Annotated in this window: 20 protein-coding genes; 10 read left to right on the top strand and 10 right to left on the bottom strand. The window is 67.7% G+C overall.

Features of this window, described 5'->3' with window-relative positions; genetic code table 11:
• Positions 1–23: 23 nt before the first annotated feature.
• Both AC24R4_RS04690 and AC24R4_RS04695 read left to right on the top strand, forming a co-directional pair.
• Positions 24–614, top strand: coding sequence for an RBBP9/YdeN family alpha/beta hydrolase (locus tag AC24R4_RS04690; protein WP_487522984.1), 591 nt, complete (start codon positions 24–26; stop codon positions 612–614).
• Positions 615–757: 143 nt separating this feature from the next.
• Positions 758–1,948, top strand: coding sequence for a porin (locus AC24R4_RS04695; protein ID WP_487522365.1), 1,191 nt, complete (start codon positions 758–760; stop codon positions 1,946–1,948).
• A gap of 106 nt (positions 1,949–2,054) precedes the next feature.
• Here the strand turns inward: AC24R4_RS04695 and AC24R4_RS04700 are convergent, their stop codons facing one another.
• The gene (locus tag AC24R4_RS04700) at positions 2,055–3,077 is read right to left on the bottom strand and encodes an AraC family transcriptional regulator (protein ID WP_400396341.1); all 1,023 of its coding nucleotides are present in this window, start codon (positions 3,075–3,077) and stop codon (positions 2,055–2,057) included.
• Between the two features lie 116 nt (positions 3,078–3,193).
• On the opposite strand from AC24R4_RS04700, the gene AC24R4_RS04705 reads away from it, so the two are divergent.
• The 5 genes from AC24R4_RS04705 to AC24R4_RS04725 all read left to right on the top strand — a co-directional run bounded on the left by AC24R4_RS04705 (position 3,194) and on the right by AC24R4_RS04725 (position 6,505).
• Positions 3,194–4,252, top strand: a complete 1,059-nt coding sequence (locus AC24R4_RS04705; protein ID WP_092599243.1) for a beta-keto acid cleavage family enzyme — start codon at positions 3,194–3,196, stop codon at positions 4,250–4,252.
• Between the two features lie 24 nt (positions 4,253–4,276).
• A complete protein-coding gene (locus AC24R4_RS04710) occupies positions 4,277–4,477 on the top strand; it encodes a DUF1289 domain-containing protein (RefSeq protein ID WP_487522366.1) in 201 nt (66 codons plus the stop codon).
• 160 nt (positions 4,478–4,637) lie between these two features.
• Positions 4,638–5,615, top strand: coding sequence for a Bug family tripartite tricarboxylate transporter substrate binding protein (locus AC24R4_RS04715; protein WP_487522367.1), 978 nt, complete (start codon positions 4,638–4,640; stop codon positions 5,613–5,615).
• A 73-nt stretch (positions 5,616–5,688) separates the two neighbouring features.
• Entirely contained in the window at positions 5,689–6,048 is a 360-nt protein-coding gene (locus AC24R4_RS04720) for an ArsR/SmtB family transcription factor (protein WP_400396909.1), read from the top strand.
• The gene (locus tag AC24R4_RS04725; protein WP_400396912.1) at positions 6,029–6,505 is read left to right on the top strand and encodes an SRPBCC family protein; all 477 of its coding nucleotides are present in this window, start codon (positions 6,029–6,031) and stop codon (positions 6,503–6,505) included. Before AC24R4_RS04720 ends, AC24R4_RS04725 begins: the two co-directional genes overlap by 20 nt.
• 33 nt (positions 6,506–6,538) lie before the next feature.
• Here AC24R4_RS04725 and AC24R4_RS04730 read toward each other — a convergent pair whose 3' ends face one another.
• Positions 6,539–7,435: a LysR family transcriptional regulator ArgP gene (locus tag AC24R4_RS04730; RefSeq protein WP_487522368.1), complete on the bottom strand. Its 897-nt coding sequence runs from the start codon at positions 7,433–7,435 to the stop codon at positions 6,539–6,541.
• A 72-nt stretch (positions 7,436–7,507) separates the two neighbouring features.
• Between AC24R4_RS04730 and AC24R4_RS04735 the strand changes: the two genes are divergently transcribed.
• A complete protein-coding gene (locus tag AC24R4_RS04735; RefSeq protein WP_487522369.1) occupies positions 7,508–8,206 on the top strand; it encodes a LysE/ArgO family amino acid transporter in 699 nt (232 codons plus the stop codon).
• Between the two features lie 58 nt (positions 8,207–8,264).
• Here the strand turns inward: AC24R4_RS04735 and AC24R4_RS04740 are convergent, their stop codons facing one another.
• Genes AC24R4_RS04740 through AC24R4_RS04750 form a run of 3 tightly spaced genes read right to left on the bottom strand, consistent with a single transcriptional unit; the run spans position 8,265 to position 11,822 of the window.
• Entirely contained in the window at positions 8,265–9,914 is a 1,650-nt protein-coding gene (locus AC24R4_RS04740; protein WP_487522985.1) for a long-chain fatty acid--CoA ligase, read from the bottom strand.
• Between the two features lie 59 nt (positions 9,915–9,973).
• Positions 9,974–10,822, bottom strand: a complete 849-nt coding sequence (locus AC24R4_RS04745; protein WP_153945833.1) for a TauD/TfdA dioxygenase family protein — start codon at positions 10,820–10,822, stop codon at positions 9,974–9,976.
• 19 nt (positions 10,823–10,841) lie between these two features.
• Positions 10,842–11,822 carry a quinone oxidoreductase family protein gene (locus tag AC24R4_RS04750; protein WP_153945832.1) on the bottom strand — a complete coding sequence of 327 codons (981 nt, stop codon included), beginning with the start codon at positions 11,820–11,822 and terminating at the stop codon, positions 10,842–10,844.
• Between the two features lie 192 nt (positions 11,823–12,014).
• Here AC24R4_RS04750 and AC24R4_RS04755 point away from each other — a divergent pair, with 192 nt between their 5' ends.
• Together AC24R4_RS04755 and AC24R4_RS04760 are read left to right on the top strand one after the other, a co-directional pair.
• The gene (locus AC24R4_RS04755) at positions 12,015–13,016 is read left to right on the top strand and encodes an AraC family transcriptional regulator (RefSeq protein WP_400396093.1); all 1,002 of its coding nucleotides are present in this window, start codon (positions 12,015–12,017) and stop codon (positions 13,014–13,016) included.
• A 153-nt stretch (positions 13,017–13,169) separates the two neighbouring features.
• On the top strand, positions 13,170–13,535 hold the full coding sequence (locus AC24R4_RS04760; RefSeq protein ID WP_487522370.1) for a hypothetical protein: 366 nt from the start codon (positions 13,170–13,172) through the stop codon (positions 13,533–13,535).
• Positions 13,536–13,563: 28 nt separating this feature from the next.
• Here AC24R4_RS04760 and AC24R4_RS04765 read toward each other — a convergent pair whose 3' ends face one another.
• From AC24R4_RS04765 to AC24R4_RS04785, 5 genes are read right to left on the bottom strand one after another with little or no spacing between them, the layout of a single operon-like run.
• On the bottom strand, positions 13,564–14,013 hold the full coding sequence (locus tag AC24R4_RS04765; RefSeq protein ID WP_487522371.1) for an ion channel: 450 nt from the start codon (positions 14,011–14,013) through the stop codon (positions 13,564–13,566).
• 16 nt (positions 14,014–14,029) lie between these two features.
• The gene (locus tag AC24R4_RS04770; RefSeq protein ID WP_487522372.1) at positions 14,030–15,061 is read right to left on the bottom strand and encodes a DUF2955 domain-containing protein; all 1,032 of its coding nucleotides are present in this window, start codon (positions 15,059–15,061) and stop codon (positions 14,030–14,032) included.
• Complete coding sequence (locus AC24R4_RS04775; protein ID WP_487522373.1) at positions 15,051–16,211, bottom strand: HlyD family secretion protein; 1,161 nt, start codon at positions 16,209–16,211, stop codon at positions 15,051–15,053. Before AC24R4_RS04775 ends, AC24R4_RS04770 begins: the two co-directional genes overlap by 11 nt.
• The gene (locus tag AC24R4_RS04780; RefSeq protein ID WP_487522374.1) at positions 16,208–17,749 is read right to left on the bottom strand and encodes an efflux transporter outer membrane subunit; all 1,542 of its coding nucleotides are present in this window, start codon (positions 17,747–17,749) and stop codon (positions 16,208–16,210) included. Before AC24R4_RS04780 ends, AC24R4_RS04775 begins: the two co-directional genes overlap by 4 nt.
• 3 nt (positions 17,750–17,752) lie before the next feature.
• A complete protein-coding gene (locus tag AC24R4_RS04785; RefSeq protein WP_487522375.1) occupies positions 17,753–18,895 on the bottom strand; it encodes an AI-2E family transporter in 1,143 nt (380 codons plus the stop codon).
• Between the last annotated feature and the right edge of the window lie 15 nt (positions 18,896–18,910).

Raw genomic sequence — 18,910 nt, forward strand, 5'->3', positions numbered from 1 at the left:
CCCAACCCGCAAGCGATTCAATGATGTTCTTGTCCCCCGAAATCACCGTACTGCTGGTGCCAGGGCTGCGCGACCACGTGGCCGACCACTGGCAAACCCTGCTGCAAGCCGAACTGGAGGCCCAAGGCCAGAAAGTGGCATCCGTGCAACCGCTCGAACACCACAAGCTCAGCTGCGCCGCGCGCATGGTCGCCCTCGACCAGGCCATCGCTGCCATCGACGGACCGGTCGTGCTGGGCGCCCACAGCGCCGGCGTGACGATCACCGTGCACTGGGCCTGGCACCTGCACCGCCGCGTGCCGGCCGGCAAGATCCTTGGCGCGCTGCTGGCCACGCCCGCCGACCTGGAAACGCCGATGCCCCCGGGCTATCCGGAAGTGGCCACGCTGGACCAGAACGGCTGGCTGCCGTTGCCACGTCACGCGCTGCCGTTTCCGTCGTTGCTCGCGGCCAGCCGCAACGATCCGCTGGCCTCGTTCGAGCGCGCCACCGCGATGGCGCGGGACTGGGGCAGCGAACTGGTCGATCTCGGCCACGTGGGCCACCTGAACCCCGCGGCCGGCTTCGGCCCATGGCCGGAAGCCATGGCGCTGCTGGCACGGCTGGCGCGCTGAACCGCGGCACCCCAGCACCACAGCACCACAGCACCACAGCAGGAAGCGGCCCAGGCCGCGACACAACAACATTTTCACAACACCGTAGTACCCATTCCGACGGGAACCCCCACTACACAAGACGTAAAAAAGGAGACTGTTTCATGAAGCTCAAGGGCATGGCCGTAGCCGCATTGTTCGCCTGTACCGGCAGCGCATTCGCGCAATCCACCGTCACGCTGTATGGCGTGATCGACGCAAGCGTGGAATACGCGAACCACGTTGCCCCGTACTCGGCGGCAGGCTTTACCCCCAATCCGGGCGCCGGCGATACGGTGTATCGCATGAACTCGGGCGGCCTGTCCGGTTCGCGCTGGGGTCTGCGCGGCACCGAGGATCTGGGCAACGGCCTGAAGAGCCTGTTCGTGCTGGAAAGCGGTTTCAGCGGCGACAACGGCACCATGCAGCAGAGCGGCCGCCTGTTCGGCCGCCAGGCATTCGTTGGCCTGCAGCACCAGACGTTCGGCCAGATCACGCTGGGCCGTCAGTACACGTCGCTGTTCGCGGCGATGGCCAACTTCATGCCGACGGCGTACGCCACGCAGTACGAGCCGGCGGCCTTCATGGCTGGCAACAACTTCCGCGAGGACAACGTGCTGGCCTACAACGGCACGTTCGGCCCGCTGACCGCCATGGCCCACTTTTCGTTCGGCGCGGGCGTCCCCAACCTGCCGGCCGGCACGATCGCGTTCGGCGGCAACGGCGAGGTGCCGGGTGCCTTCCGTCGCGACAATGCCTTCGGTGCGGCCGCGGTGTACGCGGCCGGCCCGTTCGGCGCGGCCATTGCCTATGACCAGTGGAATCCGTCGATCAACAATGTGGCCGGCGTCTACCAGGGCAACACCGCCACGCTGAAGAAGGCGTCGGTGGCGGCCAGCTACACGATTGGCGCGGTCGCCAAGATCATGGGCGGCTACCGCTGGGGCAAGGCCGAGAACAACGCCACGAACGCCCAGATCCAGCGTGACGACTACTACTGGATCGGTGTGAACTACCAGGTGACGCCGGCCATTGGCCTGACGCTGGAATACGACTACGACGACCTCAAGCGCGACTACTTCAACCGCACCAATGCGCCGAATCCGTGGCAGGTTGCCTTTGTGGCCAACTACGCATTCTCGAAGCGCACGGATCTGTACCTGAGCACGGCCTACGCCAAGCACGCCGGCCTGACCCTCGATGGCGCCAACACGAACCAGCTGGCATCGACCGGTGCCACGGGCAACAGCTACATCCTGGGCAACGGCCAAAGCAGCATGGTCGGGGTCAGCCTGGGCATCCGCCACAAGTTCTGATCATGTAGGGATCGGCACAGCCGGACGGGATACTCCTGCACCCCGCCGTCCAGCCGTGTCGAGCTTCGTTTGGCCACCCCGGCGTGCGCGCTGGCGTGGCCATTATTTATGGCGCCGGCGCCTTGTCCGCCTGTGCCTGCCGCGCCCGCCACTTCGACACGCTGCAGCCGTACTGCGCGCCGAACCAGCGCGAGAACGCACTCAGCGACGAAAAGCCCAGCAGCGTGGCCACCTCGGAAAGCGGCCGTGCGCGGTTCTCGATATAGCGCGTGGCCAGGCTGGCCCGTGCGTCGTTGAGGATGTCCGAATAGGTGACGCCGTCCTGCGCCAGCCAGCGATGCACGGTGCGCCGGTCCACGTTGAGCTGCTGGGCTACACGATCGACCGAGCACATGCCGCTGGGCAGCAGCGCATGCACGAGCTTGCGCACCTTGTCGGTCATGCTGGTGTCCGACTGCGCGAGCAGCGTGCCCAGGTAGCGCTTGACCTGCTGCGCCATGACGGGATCGTAGGACGGCAACGGCGCTTCCAGGTCTTTGGCCACGCAGACAATGCCGTCGAAATCCTGCCCGTAAAGCGCCGGCATGCCGAACACGCGCATGCAGGCGGCCTGGCTGTGGGGTGCTCCATGCGTGAAGCAGATGCCGCGCGGACGCCAGGCCGGGCCCAGGAACAGCGTCAGCATGCGGTACATCACGCCTGCCGCCAGTTCGGTGGCCTGGCGCAGGCTTCCCGGGGTGTCGCTCAGGATATGCAGGCGGATCAGCACCACGTCGTCCACATCTTCCACCCGCATGACCAGCGCCTCGTTCTGCAGGCCCATGTAGCGGACCATCGACTCCAGCGCGCGGCGCAGCGTGGGTTCCTCGCGCACCACGAAGGCCAGGGGCCCGAGGTTCGCGAACGGGCGCAGTTCGGCCATGCGCAGGCCGAAATCGTCCACCTGCGCGGCGCTGGCCGAGGCCTCCAGCAGCTTGCCCACCAGCGCGGCGGGAATGCGGATGTCGGGGTCCAGCAACGCGTTGCGGCTGATGCGTGCCGCCCGCAGCATCTGGTGGGGATCGAGCCCGACGGCCCGTGCCACATCCACATAGTTGGTAAGGCTGGCGCTGCGCAGAAAGTAGGACATCGCGTTTTCCCTGACTGTCCCCAAATGTAAATCGAGCGTCCCCGATCGTCAAATTGCAGCGCACCGTTCGCCGATACTTCCATCACCGCAGCACGCACCCTACACAGGAGACCAACATGCAATTCCTCGACGATTCCCTGCATCCGGAAAACATGGACAAGGTGGTCATCACCGTGGCCCCGTACGGCCCCGAGTGGATGCCCGAAGATTTCCCGGAAGACATTCCGGTCACCATGGAAGAACAGATCCAGAAGGCCGTCGACTGCTACAACGCCGGGGCCACCGTGCTGCACCTGCACGTGCGCGAACTGGACGGCAAGGGCTCCAAGCGCCTGTCCAAGTTCAACGAACTGATCGCCGGCGTGCGCGCCGCGGTGCCCGACATGATCATCCAGGTGGGCGGCTCGATCTCGTTCGCCCCGGAAGACGAAGGGCAGGCCGCCGTATGGCTGTCGGACGATACGCGCCACATGCTGGCCGATCTGACCCCCGCCCCCGACCAGGTCACCGTGGCGATCAACACCACGCAGATGAACATCATGGAACTGCTGTACCCCGAGTACCTGGCCGGCACGTCGCTGTCGAACCCGGCGTACATCGAGGCGTACCGCGAGATGACCGTTCCGGCCGGCCCGGGCTGGGTGGAAGAGCACCTGCGCCGCCTGTCGAACGCGGGCATCCAGCCGCACTTCCAGCTGACCGGCATGCACGCCCTGGAAACGCTCGAACGCATGGTGCGTGCCGGCGCGTACAAGGGCCCGCTGAACCTGACCTGGATCGGCATCGGCGGCGGTTTCGACGGCCCGAACCCGTTCAACTTCTTCAACTTCATCCACCGGGCGCCGGACGGCTGCACGCTGACCGCCGAATCGCTGCTCAAGAACGTGCTGCCATTCAACATGATGGCGATGGCGATGGGCCTGCACCCGCGCTGCGGCATCGAGGACACCATCATCGACCAGCACGGCAACCGCATGACGTCGGTGCAGCAGATCGAGCAGTGCGTGCGCGTGGCGCACGAGCTGGGCCGCGAGATTGCCACGGGCAAGGAAGCGCGCGAGATCTATCGCATCGGCACCTGGTACGACAGCGTGGACGAGACCCTGGCGGCCCACGGCATGCTGCCGAACCGCCAGTCCGGCCAGAAAAACCTGCCGCTGCGCCGCGCGGCCTGAGCCACCCCCTGACCCACGACTGCCATGTCGCAGACCACCGATACCCGGCCCGCCAACCCCTGCATCAACATCTGCCGCATGGACAGTGCGCGCCGGTATTGCCAGGGATGCGGCCGGACGTCGACCGAAATCGGCCTGTGGGACGGTATGACCGACGCGCAGCGCGCCTTCATCATCGAGGCGCTGCCCGCGCGGCGCGGCCGACCGGCGGCAGGCAAGACCTGACCGCCGCAGCATTTCCGGCGACGCGCCGCACAACGTATGCGGCGCGCGCCGGCTGTTTCACCGGGTCTGCCGATTCCAACGCGACGACACGTTCCTCTACAGCCCAATGCGCGGGCAGGTCCGGCTTTCTATACCTACAAGACCTATCATGGAGACAAAGATGCCGAACCAACCTGCCCCCCTTCGCATGCGCCGCGCGATCCTGGCGGCCATCCTGACGCTGGCGATGCCGGCCGCCATGGCCTGGACCAGCAAGCCCGTGCGCGTGCTCGTGCCCGCGCCTGCCGGCGGCACCATGGATGTCATGGCGCGCGTGCTGGCCGAACAGCTGGCTGCCGACCTTGGGCAGCCCGTGGTGGTGGACAACAAGCCGGGCGGCGGCGGTGCCATCGCCATCAACACGATGCTGGCGGCGCCCGCCGATGGCCAGACCATCATGGTGACCGCCACCAATGTGCTGACCGAAGTGCCGCAGGTGCAGAAGACGCCGTACGACACCATGAAAGATGTGCGTCCGCTGGCCGCGGTTGGCCGCTCGCGCATGGTGCTGGTCGGCGCGCCGAACCTGCCCCCCAAGGACCTCAAGAGCCTGATCGCGTACGCCAAGGCCAATCCGGGCAAGCTCAGCTTTGCCTCGTACAGCGCGGGCACCGCATCGCACTACGCCGGCGCCATCATGAACCAGGAAGCCGGCATGGACCTGCAGCACGTGCCGTTCGCCGGCTCGGGCCCCGCACTGGCCCAGGTGATGGGCGGCCAGATCCCGCTGATGTATGACGGCATGGTGACCTCGCTGCCGATGATCCGCGCCGGCAAGCTGCAGCCCTACGCGGTGGCGTCCCGGACGCGCTCGCCGCTGCTGCCGCAGGTGCCGACGTTTGCCGAGCAAGGCTACCCCGATATCGACTTCAGCAACTGGGTGGGCGTGATCGCGTCCGCGCAGATGCCGGCCGACGTGGCGCAGAAGATCCAGAGCGCGGTGTACAAGGCCGCGGCCAACCCCAAGGTGCGCGAGCGCCTGGAGGCGCTTGGCTACGAGCCGATGCCGGCCCAGTCGCTGCAGGACCTGAACCAGTCGCTGCACGCCGAATACGACCGCAACGCAGGCATCGTCAAGACGTTCAACATCAAGCCCTGACCGCATCCCCCCATCGTTGCGCCACCCCAGGCCGTCATTGCCACGGCCTGCCTCTTGCCCTATAGTTAGCTGCATGGCTAACTATCAAGTCTCGGTAAGCGACGTATTCCATGCGCTTGCCGATCCCACCCGCTGCGCCATCGTCTGCGCGCTGGTCGGCGGCGCGCAAACCGTGTCGGCGCTGGCGGCGCCGTTCGACATGGCGCTGCCGTCGTTCATGAAGCACGTGACGGTGCTGGAACGCAGCGGCCTGATCCGCACCTGCAAGGCCGGGCGCACCCGCACCTGCGAACTGGTGCCGGAAACGCTCTCGCAAGCCGAGCAATGGCTGGCCGAGCAGCGCGCCGTGTGGGAAGCCAGGTCCGACCGCATGGTCGATTTCGTCGAGCGACTGCATCAAGAGGAGCAAACCCATGCCGGAAAACGCCGCTGAATCCCGCGATCTCGTGATTTCCCGCGTACTGCGCGCGCCACGGTCCGCGCTCTGGCGCGCGTGGTCGGATCCCGCCCTGCTCAAGGAATGGTGGTGCCCCAAGCCGTGGACCACGCAGGTGCGCGACTTCGACCTGCGGCCGGGCGGCAACTTCCATACCTTCATGCAAGGGCCGGACGGGGGCACCAGCGACAACCCCGGCTGCTTTCTCGAAGTCGTGCCGCAGTTTCGGCTGGTGTTCACATCGATGCTGACCGGCGGCTGGCGCCCGCACAAGCCGTGGCTCGGCTTCACCGCCATCATCACGATGGAAGACGACCCCGGCGGCAGCCGCTATGTCGCCCGGGTCATGCACCCCGACGACGCCACGCGCGACCAGCACGAGAAGATGGGCTTCTTCGAGGGCTGGAACACCGCCATCACCCAGCTCGACGACTTCGCCGTGACCCTGCGCTGAGGCCGACGCACGCGCACCGGCCGCGCGGATTGTTCAGGGCGGCAGCAGCGCCGTCCGCGCAGCGGCCAGCACTTCGGCGGTCAATCCTTCCAGCAGGCCCGATGCCGCGCGCGCATGCTGCCAGTGCAGCGGCACATCGAGCGGCGTGTCGGGCACCAGTTCCACCAGTGTTCCGGCCTGCAGATGGCCATCGATCATCGACTGCGGATGCATGCCCCAGCCCATGCCGGCCAGCGCCGCCGTGACGAACGCATACGACGACGGCAGCGTGTGACGGGGCAACTGCACCTGCCGGTGGCATAGCCGGTACACCCAGCGGGACTGCAGTTCGTCCTTGGCGTTGAACACCAGACTCGGCGCCTGCGCGAGACTGCCGGCCCCCACGCCGGCCGCGAAATGGCGTGCCACGAACGCCGGGCTGGCCGCCGCCACATAGCGCATGGCCCCGAGCGGACGGCTGTTGCATCCGGCCGCCGGTCGCGCGGTGGCCGTGACGGCGGCCAGCACCGCGCCGCTGCGCAGCCATTCCGTCGTATGGTCCTGGTCGTCGACCGCCACTTCCATCAGTACCGGCTGCCGCGCGGCAAACGCGGCAAGCGGCTGCGCCAGCCAGGTGGCCAGGCTGTCGGCGTTCACCGCCACCGGCAGCGGCACGCGGGCCTCGCCCGGCGGCGCCAGTGTTGGCAAGGCGCCGTGCAGCTCCTGTTCGAGCAACCGCACGTGATCGACGTGCTGGCACAGCCGGCGGCCGGTGTCGGTGGCCCGGCACGGCGTGTCGCGGATCACCAGCGCACAGCCGGCGCGTTCCTCCAGCATCCGGATGCGCTGTGAAATGGCCGATGGCGTGACGTGCAGCGCGCGGGCGGCCCGCTCGAAACTGCCCTCGCGCACAACGGCGGCCAGCGCCGTAAGCGCCGCGTAATCGAGCATGATTGAGTTTTGCTAATGTCAGTGAAGAGAATTTAGTTTGGCTTCACCGGCCGCCGATGGCAAGCTTGCGCCATGTATTCGACCGACTTCGCAACTTCGGGCATGCCGCCCGGTATCGCCGTCCTGCTGCAGGGCCTGGCCCTGAGCCTGGGCCTGATCGTTGCCATTGGGGCCCAGAACGCGTTCGTGCTGCGCCAGGGCCTGCGCCGCGAGCACGTGGGCAGCGTGGTGCTGCTGTGTGCGCTGGCCGACGCGCTGCTGATCGCCGCCGGCGTCATGGGCATGGCCCGCGCCCTGGGCGAACGGCCCGCGCTGGCGGCCACGCTGGCATTGGCCGGCGCGGTCTTCCTGGCCTGCTACGGCTGGCGGGCGTGGCGGCGCGCACACGGGCAGCATGCGCTGCGGGCGGCCGATGGCCAGGCCAGCACCACGCGTGGCGCCGTGCTGGCGCAGGCCCTGGCCTTCACGTTGCTCAATCCCCATGTCTACCTGGACACCGTACTGCTGGTGGGCAGCATCGGCGCGCAACAGCCGGCCGCCATGCGCGGCTGGTTCGTGGCCGGCGCCAGCATGGGCAGCCTGGCCTGGTTCGGCGCCGTGGGCTTCGGGGCGCGATGGCTCGCGCCGTGGTTTGCCAATCCGCGCGCCTGGCAGATGCTGGACCGCCTGGTCGGCGTGACCATGCTGGTGCTTTCGGCGCTGCTGGCCCGGCATGCCATCGGCGGATTCCGGGAACTGGACTGGCTGCAGGGTGTGCTGCCGGCGGCGTAAACGCAAAAAAGCCGCCCTCCGAGCCGGGGAGGGGCGGCCATCAATTTTCCCTTTTGCCTCAGGCTGCCTTCTTTTCCCGCAGCAGCTTCTTGTCGATCTTGCCCACGCTCGTCTTCGGAATCGCCGTGACGAACGCGATCCGGTCGCTCTCGGGCACCGCGAACTTGCTCAGCCGCTGGGCTTCGACATGACCCAGCAGTACCGCGCGGATCTGCTGGGCGTCCACCTCGATGCCAGCCTTGCGCACCACGTAGGCCATCGGCCGTTCGCCCCAGCGCGCATCGGGCACGCCCACCACCGCGCATTCCTGCACGCCGGGTACCTGGGTGACCAGGTTCTCGATCTCGATCGACGACACCCATTCGCCGCCGGTCTTGATCACGTCCTTGAGCCGGTCCACGATCTGCACGAACCCGTCCTCGCCCATCACCGCCACGTCCTGCGTGTGCAGGTAGCCATCGGCCCACAGGTCCTCCGACGCGGACGGCTTGCGGAAGTACGACTTGGTCAGATACGGCGCGCGCAGCACGATCTCGCCCTGCGCCTTGCCGTCGTGCGGCACTTCGCGCATATCGGGGCCGACGATGCGGAAATCGGCCAGCGGCACGGGGCGCCCCGTGGCGCAGCGCATGCGCACTTCCTCCTCGCGGGTCAGCGGCACATGGCCCGGCGGCAGCTGGGCCAGCGCGACGATCGGGCCCGTTTCCGACATGCCATAGCCGGCAAAGATGTCGATGCCCCGCGCCAGCGCCGCCTCGCACAGCACCGGCGGCAGCGCCGAGCCGCCGATGATCATCTTCCAGCCCCACAGGTTGCAATCGCCTTCGTCCGCCGCCTGCAGCAGCATCTGCAGGATGGTCGGCACGCAGTGCGAGAAGGTGACCTTTTCGGTCTTGCGCAGCTGCAGCAGCGTGGCCGGCACGTAGCGGCCCGGCAGCACGGTGCGCAGGCCCAGCATGATCGCCACGAACGGCATGCCCCAGGCCATCACGTGGAACATCGGCGTAATCGGCATGTACACGTCTTCACGGTGCATGCGCTGGCCGTCACGCGGCGAGCACAGGCTGGTGGCCGTGGTCAGCGTGTGCAGCACGATGTCGCGATGGCTGTAGCACACGCCCTTGGGATCGCCCGTGGTGCCCGTGGTGTAGAACGTGGTGGCCTTGGTGCGCTCGTCGAAGTCCGGAAAATCGAACCCGGCCGGCGCGGCACCCAGCAGGGCCTCGTATTCGCCATCGAACGGCACGGTGCCGGCGGGCACGTCCTGGCCGTCGGCCATCAGCACGAAGCGCGGCTGCCGCACCAGGCTGTCGCGGATCTGTTCGAGCACCGGCAGGAAGTCCGGATGCACCAGCACCACGTCGGCGCCGGCATCGTTCAGCGTGTAGAGAATCTGCTGCGGCGACAGGCGCACGTTCACCGTGAACAGCGTGGCGCCCATCATCGGCACACCGAAGTAGCACTCCAGGTAGCGATGGCTGTCCCAGTCCATCACGGCCACGGTGCTGCCGTGACGCACGCCCAGGGCCCCCAGCGCGTTGGCGAGCTTGCCCAGACGCTGGTGGAAATCGCGATACGTGTAGCGCATTTCGCCGCGATAGCTGATTTCCTGATCGCCATACAGGCTCATCGCGTTGGTCAGCAGCTGCTTGACCAGCAGCGGGTAGGCGTATGCCGAGGGGGTGGTAACGACGAGGTTGTCCTTCATGCCTGCTCTGTCCTTCATGTCCATCATGTCTTGCGGGTTCTGCCCGATCCGCATGCGGATCAGTACGGCACGCTGCCGACGATGCCGGCGCGTTCCATCTTGCGGTGGCACGGCGCGTAGTCCATGACCGCGTAGTGCTGGGTGGCCGTGTTGTCCCAGATCGCCACGCTGTTCGGTTCCCAGCGCCAGCGCACCTGGAATTCCGGGATGTACGCCTGCGACACCAGATAGCGCAGCAGGTCGGCCGCGCCCGGGTTGGCATCCTGGCCGTAGCGCACGCGCGCCGGGGTGTGGAAGTTGGTGAAGTGCGTGGTGAAGCCGTTCACGTACAGCACCTTCTCGCCGGTATCGGGATGCGTGCGCACCACCGGATGCTCCGCGTCGGGGAACTGGGCCTTGAGCGCCAGCCGCTTTTCGATCGGCATGGCCGCGCCGAAGCTGGCCTCGATGCTGTGGCGGGCGCGCAGGTCGGCAATCTGTGCCTTGACCGTATCGGGCAGCCGCTCATAGGCCAGCGCCATGTTGGCCCACATCGTGTCGCCGCCCACGGGCGGGCATTCGATGCAGCGCAGCACCGCGCCGAACTGCGGCGCCTCGCGCCAGGTGGTGTCCGAGTGCCAGCAGTTCTCGTAGCGGTCGTTGGGCTGGTCCGGGCGCTTGTAGATGCGCACCAGGCCCGGATGCTCCGGATCGCTGCCCGCCACCGGGTGGTCTTCCAGCGCGCCGAAGCGGCTGGCAAAGGCCACGTGCTCGGCCCGGCTGAACTGCTGGTTGCGCAGGAACAGCACGCGGTGCTTCAGCAGTTGCGCACGGATCTCGCCGAACAGGTCGTCGTTGCGCACGGCTTCGCCCAGATCCACGCCCACCAGTTCGGCGCCCAGCGCACAGCTCAGTTGTTGTACTTTCATGACTGTCTCCTCAAGCGCTTCAGACGACGAAGATCGACGACCCCGTGGTCTTGCGCGACTCCAGGTCGCGATGGGCCTGCACCGCGTCTTCCAGCGCATAACGCTGGTTGATCTCGATGCGAATGCGGCCAGACCCCACGTGGTCGAACAGCTCGCCTGCCAGTTCGGCCTTCTCGGCCGGGTCGGCAATGTAGTCGGCCAGCGCCGGGCGCGTCACGTAGACCGAGCCCTTCATCGCCAGCAGCACCGGATCGAACGGCGGGATCGGGCCCGAGGCCGTCCCCACGCACACCAGCAGGCCACGGCGCTTGAGCGAATCCAGCGATGCCATGAAGGTGCTCTTGCCCACGCTGTCGAACACCACGTTGGCGCCCACGCCATCGGTCAGTTCGCGTACGCGCGCCGCCACGTCCTCATGGCTGTAGTTGATGATGTGCTGGCAGCCATGGGCCCGCGCAATCTCGCCCTTCTCTTCGGTCGATACCGTGCCGATCACGTTCAGCCCCAGCAGGCGCGCCCACTGCGAGACGATCAGCCCCACGCCGCCGGCCGCCGCGTGCAACAGGATCGTGTCGCCCTTGCGGAAGGTGTGAATGCGGCGCATCAGGTAGGCCGACGTCAGGCCGCGCATGGTCATGGCGGCGGCCGTCTCGAAGCCGATGCTTTCCGGCAGGCGGATCAGCGGCGCGGCCGGCACCAGGCGCTCGGTGCTGTAGGCACCCAGCGTGTTCACGAAGCCGGTGTACGTCACGCGGTCGCCCACGGCCACATTGGCCACACCGGCGCCCACGGCCTGCACCACGCCCGACGCTTCCACGCCCATGCCCGCGGGCAGCGGCACCGGGTAGGTGCCATTGCGGAAGTACGTGTCGGCATAGTTGAGGCCCACCGCCACGTGGCGGATGCGGACCTGACCCGGACCCGGGTCGCCTACCTCGGCGTCTTCGTAGCGAAGCACCTCGGGTCCGCCGGTTTCATACATACGCACTGCCTTGGCCATGGAAATCGTCTCCTGATTGAGGGCGGCACCACTTGCGCCGCCATGACCTCAATGTAGGAGCCGCAGGCCTGCGCTGCTTTGCAGCGCAATCCGGACACTTTGCATTTCATGCCATCGCCGCCTATCATCGCGCCAACGACGCGTCATGGCCCCATGCATGTGACGGGCGAAAAACAACATCGGGAGACTCGCTTGAAAACCCTGGTACGCGCTGCGGTGATGACCAACTTCTTCGACGTCGCGAATGGCCTGGGCGCCAATCCGCTGCCGCTGCTGCGCACGGCTCGCCTGAGCCAGGCGCTGCTGGCCGATCCGGAGCAGCGCATTCCGGTGCAGGCCTGCGCCACGCTGCTCGAAGCCGCTGCGCAAGCCACCGGCTGCCCCACGTTCGGCCTGCGCATGGCGGAGTCGCGGCAGTTGTCGGACTTCGGGCTCATGAGCCTGCTGATCAGCCAGCAGCCCACGTTGCGCGACGCGCTGGAAACCATCATCCGCTACCGGCATCTGGTCAACGAATCGGTGGCCATCCTGCTGGAAGCGTCCGACAAGATCGTGCTGATCCGGCAGGAAGTGGTGCTTGATACGCCCTCGCGGCAGGCCACGGAACTGGCGCTGGGCGTGGTGTTCCGGCTGTGCCGCGCCCTGCTGGGGCCGCAATGGCATCCGCAAAGCGTGAATTTCACGCACGCGGCGCCGCCGGACCTGGATGTGCATCGGCGCCTGTTCGGCTGCCCGCTGGAGTTCGGCAGCGAGTTCAACGGCATCGTCTGCCTGGCCGCTGACCTGGACACGCCGAACCCGACCGGCAATCCCGCCATGGCGCGCCACGCCGAGCGGGTGGTGGAATCGCTGCCGCGCGTGAACGACGCATCGATCGGGCGCGAGGTTCGCAATGCCGTCTACCTGATGTTGCCGATGGGACGCGCCACCAGCGAGGCCGTGGCGCAGGGGCTGGGCATGAGCCTGCGCACCATGCAACGCCAGCTTGACGCCTCCGGCGAGACCTTCTCGGACATCGTCAATGGCGTGCGGCGCGACCTGGCGCAACGATACGTCGCCAATCCCGACTATTCCCTGCTGCGGGTGTCCGAACTGCTGGGCTACGGGTCGGCCGCGGCGTTCACGCGCTGGTTCTCCGCGCAGTTCGGCGAGGCGCCGATCGTCTGGCGGCGACGGCACACCAGCCCGCGCTGACCGGAGCCCGCAAGGTCGCTTCGGCTGCCCTTGCGGCACGGGACGGCTGCGTCTAGGCTAGGAAAACGTACTACGCGTCACTACGCATCCCGACGCATCCCGACGCATCAGCGACGTTTGCCACCCCACCCTGAACCCGAACGCGGAGCCCGCATGCCGAACGCCATGAAGCCGTTGCAGTGCCTGATCGTCGCCACCGGCGCGCTGAGCCTCAGTCTGGGCGCGATGCCCGCGCACGCGCAGCAAATGCCGAGTTCGGGTGCCGCGGCCATCTCCGATGCGGTACGGGAAGGCGGCAACCCCTACCGCCCCCCGTCGGCCCCGTCTGCAAGTCCGGCCGACGCCAAACGCGAACGTTGCGACGCGCTGCTGCAGGAACTGAACGGTACGTCGAAGCAGCGCGCCTACACGTCGCCCGGCACCGCCACGCAAAGTGCCCAGGGCCGTGCCGTTCCCAAGCTGGAGCGCGACAATTCGCGCAAGCAGCTGGAAGAAACCTACCGCGCCAACTGCACCTGACCCCAGACAACGGGCGTTGGCCCGTGCGTCAGGACGGCCCGGCCTCCCGCAGCCGGGCCATCTGGCTCTTGACCACGTCAAGGACCGCGGCCGTCATCAGCGCCGTGGACAGGCCGAACATCAGGATGCCCAGCGCCGATTCGATCGGCCCGAGCATGCGCCAGCGGGACGACATCACGATATCGCCGTAGCCGAGCGTGGCGAAGTTCACCGCCGAGTGATACAGCGCCGCGCCAAGCGTGTCGAACTCGCCCAGCACCATGAACAGGCCCGCCCACACCACCATCTGCGCGAAGTTGCAGAACAGCGTCAGCAGCATCACGGACGTCAGCAGCACGGCGTCCATCCACAGCGGTTCAAGCCCCTGCCACTTGTTCTGGAACCGCGCATAGCGCCGCAGGCACAGCGCCACGGCCCCGCATTGCAGCAGCAGGCACAGCAGCATCACGGGGGCGGCAACCAGCAGGTGCAATTGCATGACGGTCTCCCTCAGCCTACGCCGGCACCGGCGCGGCACGCCGGTCCAGCAGCGCAATCATCAACCACGCGTACAGCGACACGCCGACAAACAGCCCCATGCGCACCATGAACGCCTGGTAGACATCCTTGCCCGCCGCGCTGTCCGCCACGGACTGCCCCAGCAGGATGATCATCGTGACGAGGCTGTTCAGCCAGAAGCCGGGCGACATGCGTCCCGGCCGCAGCCGGAACAGCCGGCGCGCCACCCAGAGCCCGAACAGCAGCATCCAGAGGAAGAACATCCAGATGTGGACGAACAGCCCCAGCGCCAGCCAGCACAGGATGGCCAGCGCCCCGCCCATCAGCGTGGAGCCCACCAGTTCCAGCGCCGCACCCCGCGCCGTCGTGCTGCAGCTCTGCCGCCCCAGGCTGACCGCCTTCATGATGATGGGCAGATACGCGGCCGGGTCCGCCATTGCCAGCAGGAACGGCGGCATCACCACCAGCGTGGCGCGCAGCGCCATGACATCCGCATCCCCGGGGGCGGCGCCTGGCTTCTGCGGCATGCGCGGCCCGCCCGGTTCGGGAATCAGCAGGTAACAGATGCCCAGCATCAGCACCGCGCACAGCAGCCCGCGCACCAGCGCGCCAATCACGGTCAGCGCCAGCGCGCTGTTGGCGGTGCCCGCCGCTGAAATCAGCGTGACGCCCGCCACCAGGAACGTCGACACGAGGTTGTTGCCGCCGCGCAGCCCATGGCGGAACGCCAGAAACAGGCACAGGCCCGCCATCAGCACGCCGGTCAGCGGCGCATGGCGCAGGAACGGCACCAGCAGCATGCCGCTGCCGGTCGTCAGCATGACCACCAGCGCCAGGCCCACGCCTGCCTTGAACGGCAACGGCCGGTCCAACGTCGCAAACAGGAAGACCGCCAGCACCGGCGCCATCACGGGCACCGCCCACTGCATGCCGAAACTCACGGCCAGGCAGGCCGCCGTGCCCAGCGCCAGCCGCAAGGCACGGCGCGCCAGCATCGCGCGCATGGCCAACGCGGCGTCAGTAGACATACGACACCCAGCTCATGACGCGCAGGAACGCGCGGCCCAGCAGGTTCAGCGGATTGCCTTCGGTCGGAAATGCCATCACCTCGGCCTGCCCGCCCACGCGCACGCCGCGCAACGTGGGCAGCTGCCCGGGGTCGATGTCAACGATCACCGGGAATCGCTGCGCGGGCCGCAGCCAGTCGCGGCTGTTCTGGATCGTCGGCAGGGTGCCCGGCGGCGTACTCTGGCCGGCGCTGACGCCATAGCCGATGCTGCGCACCTTGCCGGTGAGCACGGTGCCCGGCAATGCATCCAGCACGATCCGCACCGGCGAGCCGGGCACCAGATGGCCAAGGTTGTTCTCGGTCATGTCGGCGCTGATCCAGACATCGTGGATGGCGATCAGCGTCATCAAGGGCGCGCCCGCTGCCGCGTACTGGCCCGTTTCGGTGCGCAGGTCCGTAATCAGGCCGGCCGTACGCGCCCGTACCTGCGCGTTGGCCAGGTCCAGCTCGGCCTTGTCCACGGCGGCGGCGGCACTGCGCAGCTTGGCATTGTCGTCGTCGCTGCCGCCCTGCTGCTCGCGCGCACGCTCCACCTCGGCCCGCGCCGCGGCCACCTGGCTGATGGCCTGCGTGTGCGTGGCCCGTGCCACCTCCAGGCGGCGGACCGACACGGTGCCCGGGTCCTCGCGATACAGCCGCTCCAGCCGCTCGCTGTCCTGCTGCGCCTTCAGTTCATTGGCCTGCGCGGCCCGCAGCGACGCCCGGGCCGAATCGATGCCGGCGGTATTGGCGCCGATGCCGCGCCGCGTGGTTTCCAGGTCGGCCCGTGCGCGGTCCAGCGCGATCCTGTAGTGCTGGGGATCGACATCGAACAGCACGGTGCCGGCCGCCACGTTCTGGTTGTTCTGCACGTAGACGCGCGTCACGCGGCCCGGCACCTCGGAGGCCACCGGAATCACGAACGCCTGCACGCGCGCCTGCTGTGTGTAAGGCGTGAACCGGTCGGCCAGCAGATACCACGCCAGGCTCAGCACGATCAGCCCCACCACCCAGCGCAGCGCCTTGTGCGACGGATCGGCCGCGGGCTCCTGGACGGACGGCGCGGGGGTGCCGCCGCCCGTGGCCGGCTTGTCGTCGATGGCGGCGTCGCCAGTACGCGTGTCGTTCATGGGCGTGCGCTCCCCGTCTGCGCCGGAAGGCTGGCCGCCGGCGGCGGCGACACTTCGTCGATCAGCCCGCCCCAGTTGGTGCGCTGCTGCATCTGGGTCCGCGTGCCGGCGTCGAGCAGCGGCGCCGTGGTGTCCCAGCCGCCACCAAGTGCCTTGTACAGCCCGACCAGGTAGTTCACGGCGTTGCCTCGATTGACCAGATACGCATCCTGCTGCGCGAACAGCGCGCGCTGTGCGTCAAGCACACGCTGAAAATCCGAATACCCTTCGCGGAACACCGTGTTCGCCAGCGACAGCGACCGCTCCGCCGACTGGGCCGCCTGGCCCAGGATGCGCTCGCGCTGCAGCGCCTTGTCCAGCCCGCTGGCCGCATCGTCGGCTTCGCGCGCGGCCTGCCGCACGGCCGCCTGGTAGTCGACGATCAGTTGTTGCAGCCGCGCGTCCTGCACGCGCACGTTGTTGACGATGCGCCCGTAGTCAAAGATGTTCCAGCGCACGCTGGGTCCGCCCACCAGCAGCAGGCCGTTCTGGGTGCCGGGCAGCGATGCCGCCGTCCAGCCGATGCTGCCCATCAGCGTGACGGCCGGATACAGGTCGGCCTTGGCCACGCCGATCAGCGCGGACTGGGCCGCGATGCGGAATTCGGCCGCACGGATGTCGGCGCGGCGCAACAGCAGGTTGGCCGGTACATCCTGCAGCACAGCGCGATCGATCAATGGCAGCACGCCCTCGCGGTCGGCAGCGTCCGCCAGTTCAGGCAACGGACCGGGCGGCCGGCCCAGCAGCACCACCAGCGCGTTGCGCGCCTGGCCGATCTGGTTTTCCAGTTCCGGGATGCTGCTCAACGTGCCAAGGTACTGGGTACGCGCCTGCTGGAAGTCGAGTTCGTCGCTCTCGCCGCCCTTGAACAGCCGTTCCGTGATCTCGAAGCTGCGCTTCTGCAGCCGCGCATTGTCGCGCGCGATGCGCAGCCGGGCTTCGGCCGTGCGTACGGCAAAGTAAGTCGTGGCCAGCTGGGCATGCAGCAGCACCAGCACCGACTCGCGATTGGCCTGGGCGGCAAAGTAACCGGCATCGGCCGATTCGATCGCGCGCGCAAAACGACCCCAGAAATCAAGCTCCCAGCCGACGTCCACGCCCGCGCTGTATTCCCACAGCCGCGCGCTCTGCGCGGTGGGACCGGACTGGCGGCTATGGACATACATGGCCGAGGCGCTGGCCTGCTGCATCTGCGGATAGCGGCCCGCGAGCGCAATGCCCAGCTGGGCGCGCGCTTCCATCACGCGCAAGCCGGCAATCCGCACGTCGGCATTGCCGGCGTCGGCTGCCGTCATCAGCGTGTCGAGTACCGGGTCGCCAAACACCTGCCACCATTGGCGCACGTCTGGCGTCGCCTGCTGGACGCTGGCCTGCTCGACGGCATCGCTGTGCCACGTGCCGGTCCACGGCTCGGGCTGCGGCTGGAAATCGGGCCCCACCCGTGCGCATCCGCCAAGCACGGCGGCCAGGGCCAGCCAGGCGCGGGCGGACGCGGCCACGGTTTATCCCCTGGTGATGTCTGCCCCGGTGATGTCGGGCACACTGTGCGGCGCTTCGGCTTCCACCTCGATACGCGGCGGCGGATCTTCCACCCATTGCCAGAACAGCTGATAGCCCACCGCCAGCACGATCGGGCCGATGAACAGGCCGATCACGCCCCCGGTGACCATGCCCCCCAGCGCGCCGATCAGGATGACCGGCATGGGCACGTCCACGCCGCGCCCCAGCAGCAGCGGCTTGAGCACATTGTCAGACAGCCCCGCGATGAACACGTAGATTGCAAACACGACGTTGGCGCCGGAAGCGCCCTCGGCCGCGAACACCAGCACGATCACCGGCACCGTGATCAGCGTGGCAGGCAGCTGCATGATGCCCAGCAGCAGCACCGCCAGCGCCAGCAGCCCCGCACCCGGCACGCCCTTGATGATGAAGGCGACGCCGATCAGCAGCATCTGGATGAACGCGATGCCCACCACGCCCTGGGCCACCGCGCGCACGGTCGCCGTGCACAGCGCCGTGATACGCGGCCCGCGTTCCGGGCTGGTGAGACGTGACGCAATTCGCTCCGCGCTGCGCGTGCCCAGTTCGCCATAGGCCATGATGATGCCGGCGATGATCAGCGCACCGACGAAGACCAGCAGCCCCACCCCCACGCCACCGATGGCTCCCAGCAAGCCAAGGCTGGCCGTCTTGATCTGCGGACCAAGCTTCTGGATCAGCCCGCCGGCATCGGTGGATGCCATCAGCCAGGCGTCATGGAGCCGCCGTCCGATGACAGGCCAGCCGGCCACCGCCTCGGGCGGCGGCGGGATCGTGAATTCACCGGTCTTGGCGATCGCCATGGCATGCTCGACCGATTCGATCAGCGCAATGCCCAGCAGGTAGGTCGGCACCATCACCACGGCAATCACCACCACGATGATCAGCGTGGCGGTGCGGCCTTCGCCGTCAAAGACCTTGCCACGCAGCCACACCTGCAGCGGATACATCGTGATGGCCAGGATCACCGACCACAGCAGCAGGTTCATGAACGGCTTGAAGATCTGGAAGCAGAAGACCGACAGCAGCGCGATCAGGCCGAAACGGATCAGCGAATCGATCAGCGTGCGCGACGCGGTCGCGCTGGAATACGGGGCTTGCAGCATGGGATGACCTCCCTT

Source organism: Cupriavidus sp. CER-90, assembly GCF_057652055.1.

Bases quoted from the DNA above. Each gene is read 5' to 3' on its own strand.
- AC24R4_RS04690 (WP_487522984.1), top strand. From the start codon at position 24: ATGTTCTTGTCCCCCGAAATCACCGTACTGCTGGTGCCAGGGCTGCGC.
- AC24R4_RS04695 (WP_487522365.1), top strand. From the start codon at position 758: ATGAAGCTCAAGGGCATGGCCGTAGCCGCATTGTTCGCCTGTACCGGC.
- AC24R4_RS04700 (WP_400396341.1), bottom strand. From the start codon at position 3,077: ATGTCCTACTTTCTGCGCAGCGCCAGCCTTACCAACTATGTGGATGTG.
- AC24R4_RS04705 (WP_092599243.1), top strand. From the start codon at position 3,194: ATGCAATTCCTCGACGATTCCCTGCATCCGGAAAACATGGACAAGGTG.
- AC24R4_RS04710 (WP_487522366.1), top strand. From the start codon at position 4,277: ATGTCGCAGACCACCGATACCCGGCCCGCCAACCCCTGCATCAACATC.
- AC24R4_RS04715 (WP_487522367.1), top strand. From the start codon at position 4,638: ATGCCGAACCAACCTGCCCCCCTTCGCATGCGCCGCGCGATCCTGGCG.
- AC24R4_RS04720 (WP_400396909.1), top strand. From the start codon at position 5,689: ATGGCTAACTATCAAGTCTCGGTAAGCGACGTATTCCATGCGCTTGCC.
- AC24R4_RS04725 (WP_400396912.1), top strand. From the start codon at position 6,029: ATGCCGGAAAACGCCGCTGAATCCCGCGATCTCGTGATTTCCCGCGTA.
- AC24R4_RS04730 (WP_487522368.1), bottom strand. From the start codon at position 7,435: ATGCTCGATTACGCGGCGCTTACGGCGCTGGCCGCCGTTGTGCGCGAG.
- AC24R4_RS04735 (WP_487522369.1), top strand. From the start codon at position 7,508: ATGTATTCGACCGACTTCGCAACTTCGGGCATGCCGCCCGGTATCGCC.
- AC24R4_RS04740 (WP_487522985.1), bottom strand. From the start codon at position 9,914: ATGAAGGACAACCTCGTCGTTACCACCCCCTCGGCATACGCCTACCCG.
- AC24R4_RS04745 (WP_153945833.1), bottom strand. From the start codon at position 10,822: ATGAAAGTACAACAACTGAGCTGTGCGCTGGGCGCCGAACTGGTGGGC.
- AC24R4_RS04750 (WP_153945832.1), bottom strand. From the start codon at position 11,822: ATGGCCAAGGCAGTGCGTATGTATGAAACCGGCGGACCCGAGGTGCTT.
- AC24R4_RS04760 (WP_487522370.1), top strand. From the start codon at position 13,170: ATGCCGAACGCCATGAAGCCGTTGCAGTGCCTGATCGTCGCCACCGGC.
- AC24R4_RS04765 (WP_487522371.1), bottom strand. From the start codon at position 14,013: ATGCAATTGCACCTGCTGGTTGCCGCCCCCGTGATGCTGCTGTGCCTG.
- AC24R4_RS04770 (WP_487522372.1), bottom strand. From the start codon at position 15,061: ATGTCTACTGACGCCGCGTTGGCCATGCGCGCGATGCTGGCGCGCCGT.
- AC24R4_RS04775 (WP_487522373.1), bottom strand. From the start codon at position 16,211: ATGAACGACACGCGTACTGGCGACGCCGCCATCGACGACAAGCCGGCC.
- AC24R4_RS04785 (WP_487522375.1), bottom strand. From the start codon at position 18,895: ATGCTGCAAGCCCCGTATTCCAGCGCGACCGCGTCGCGCACGCTGATC.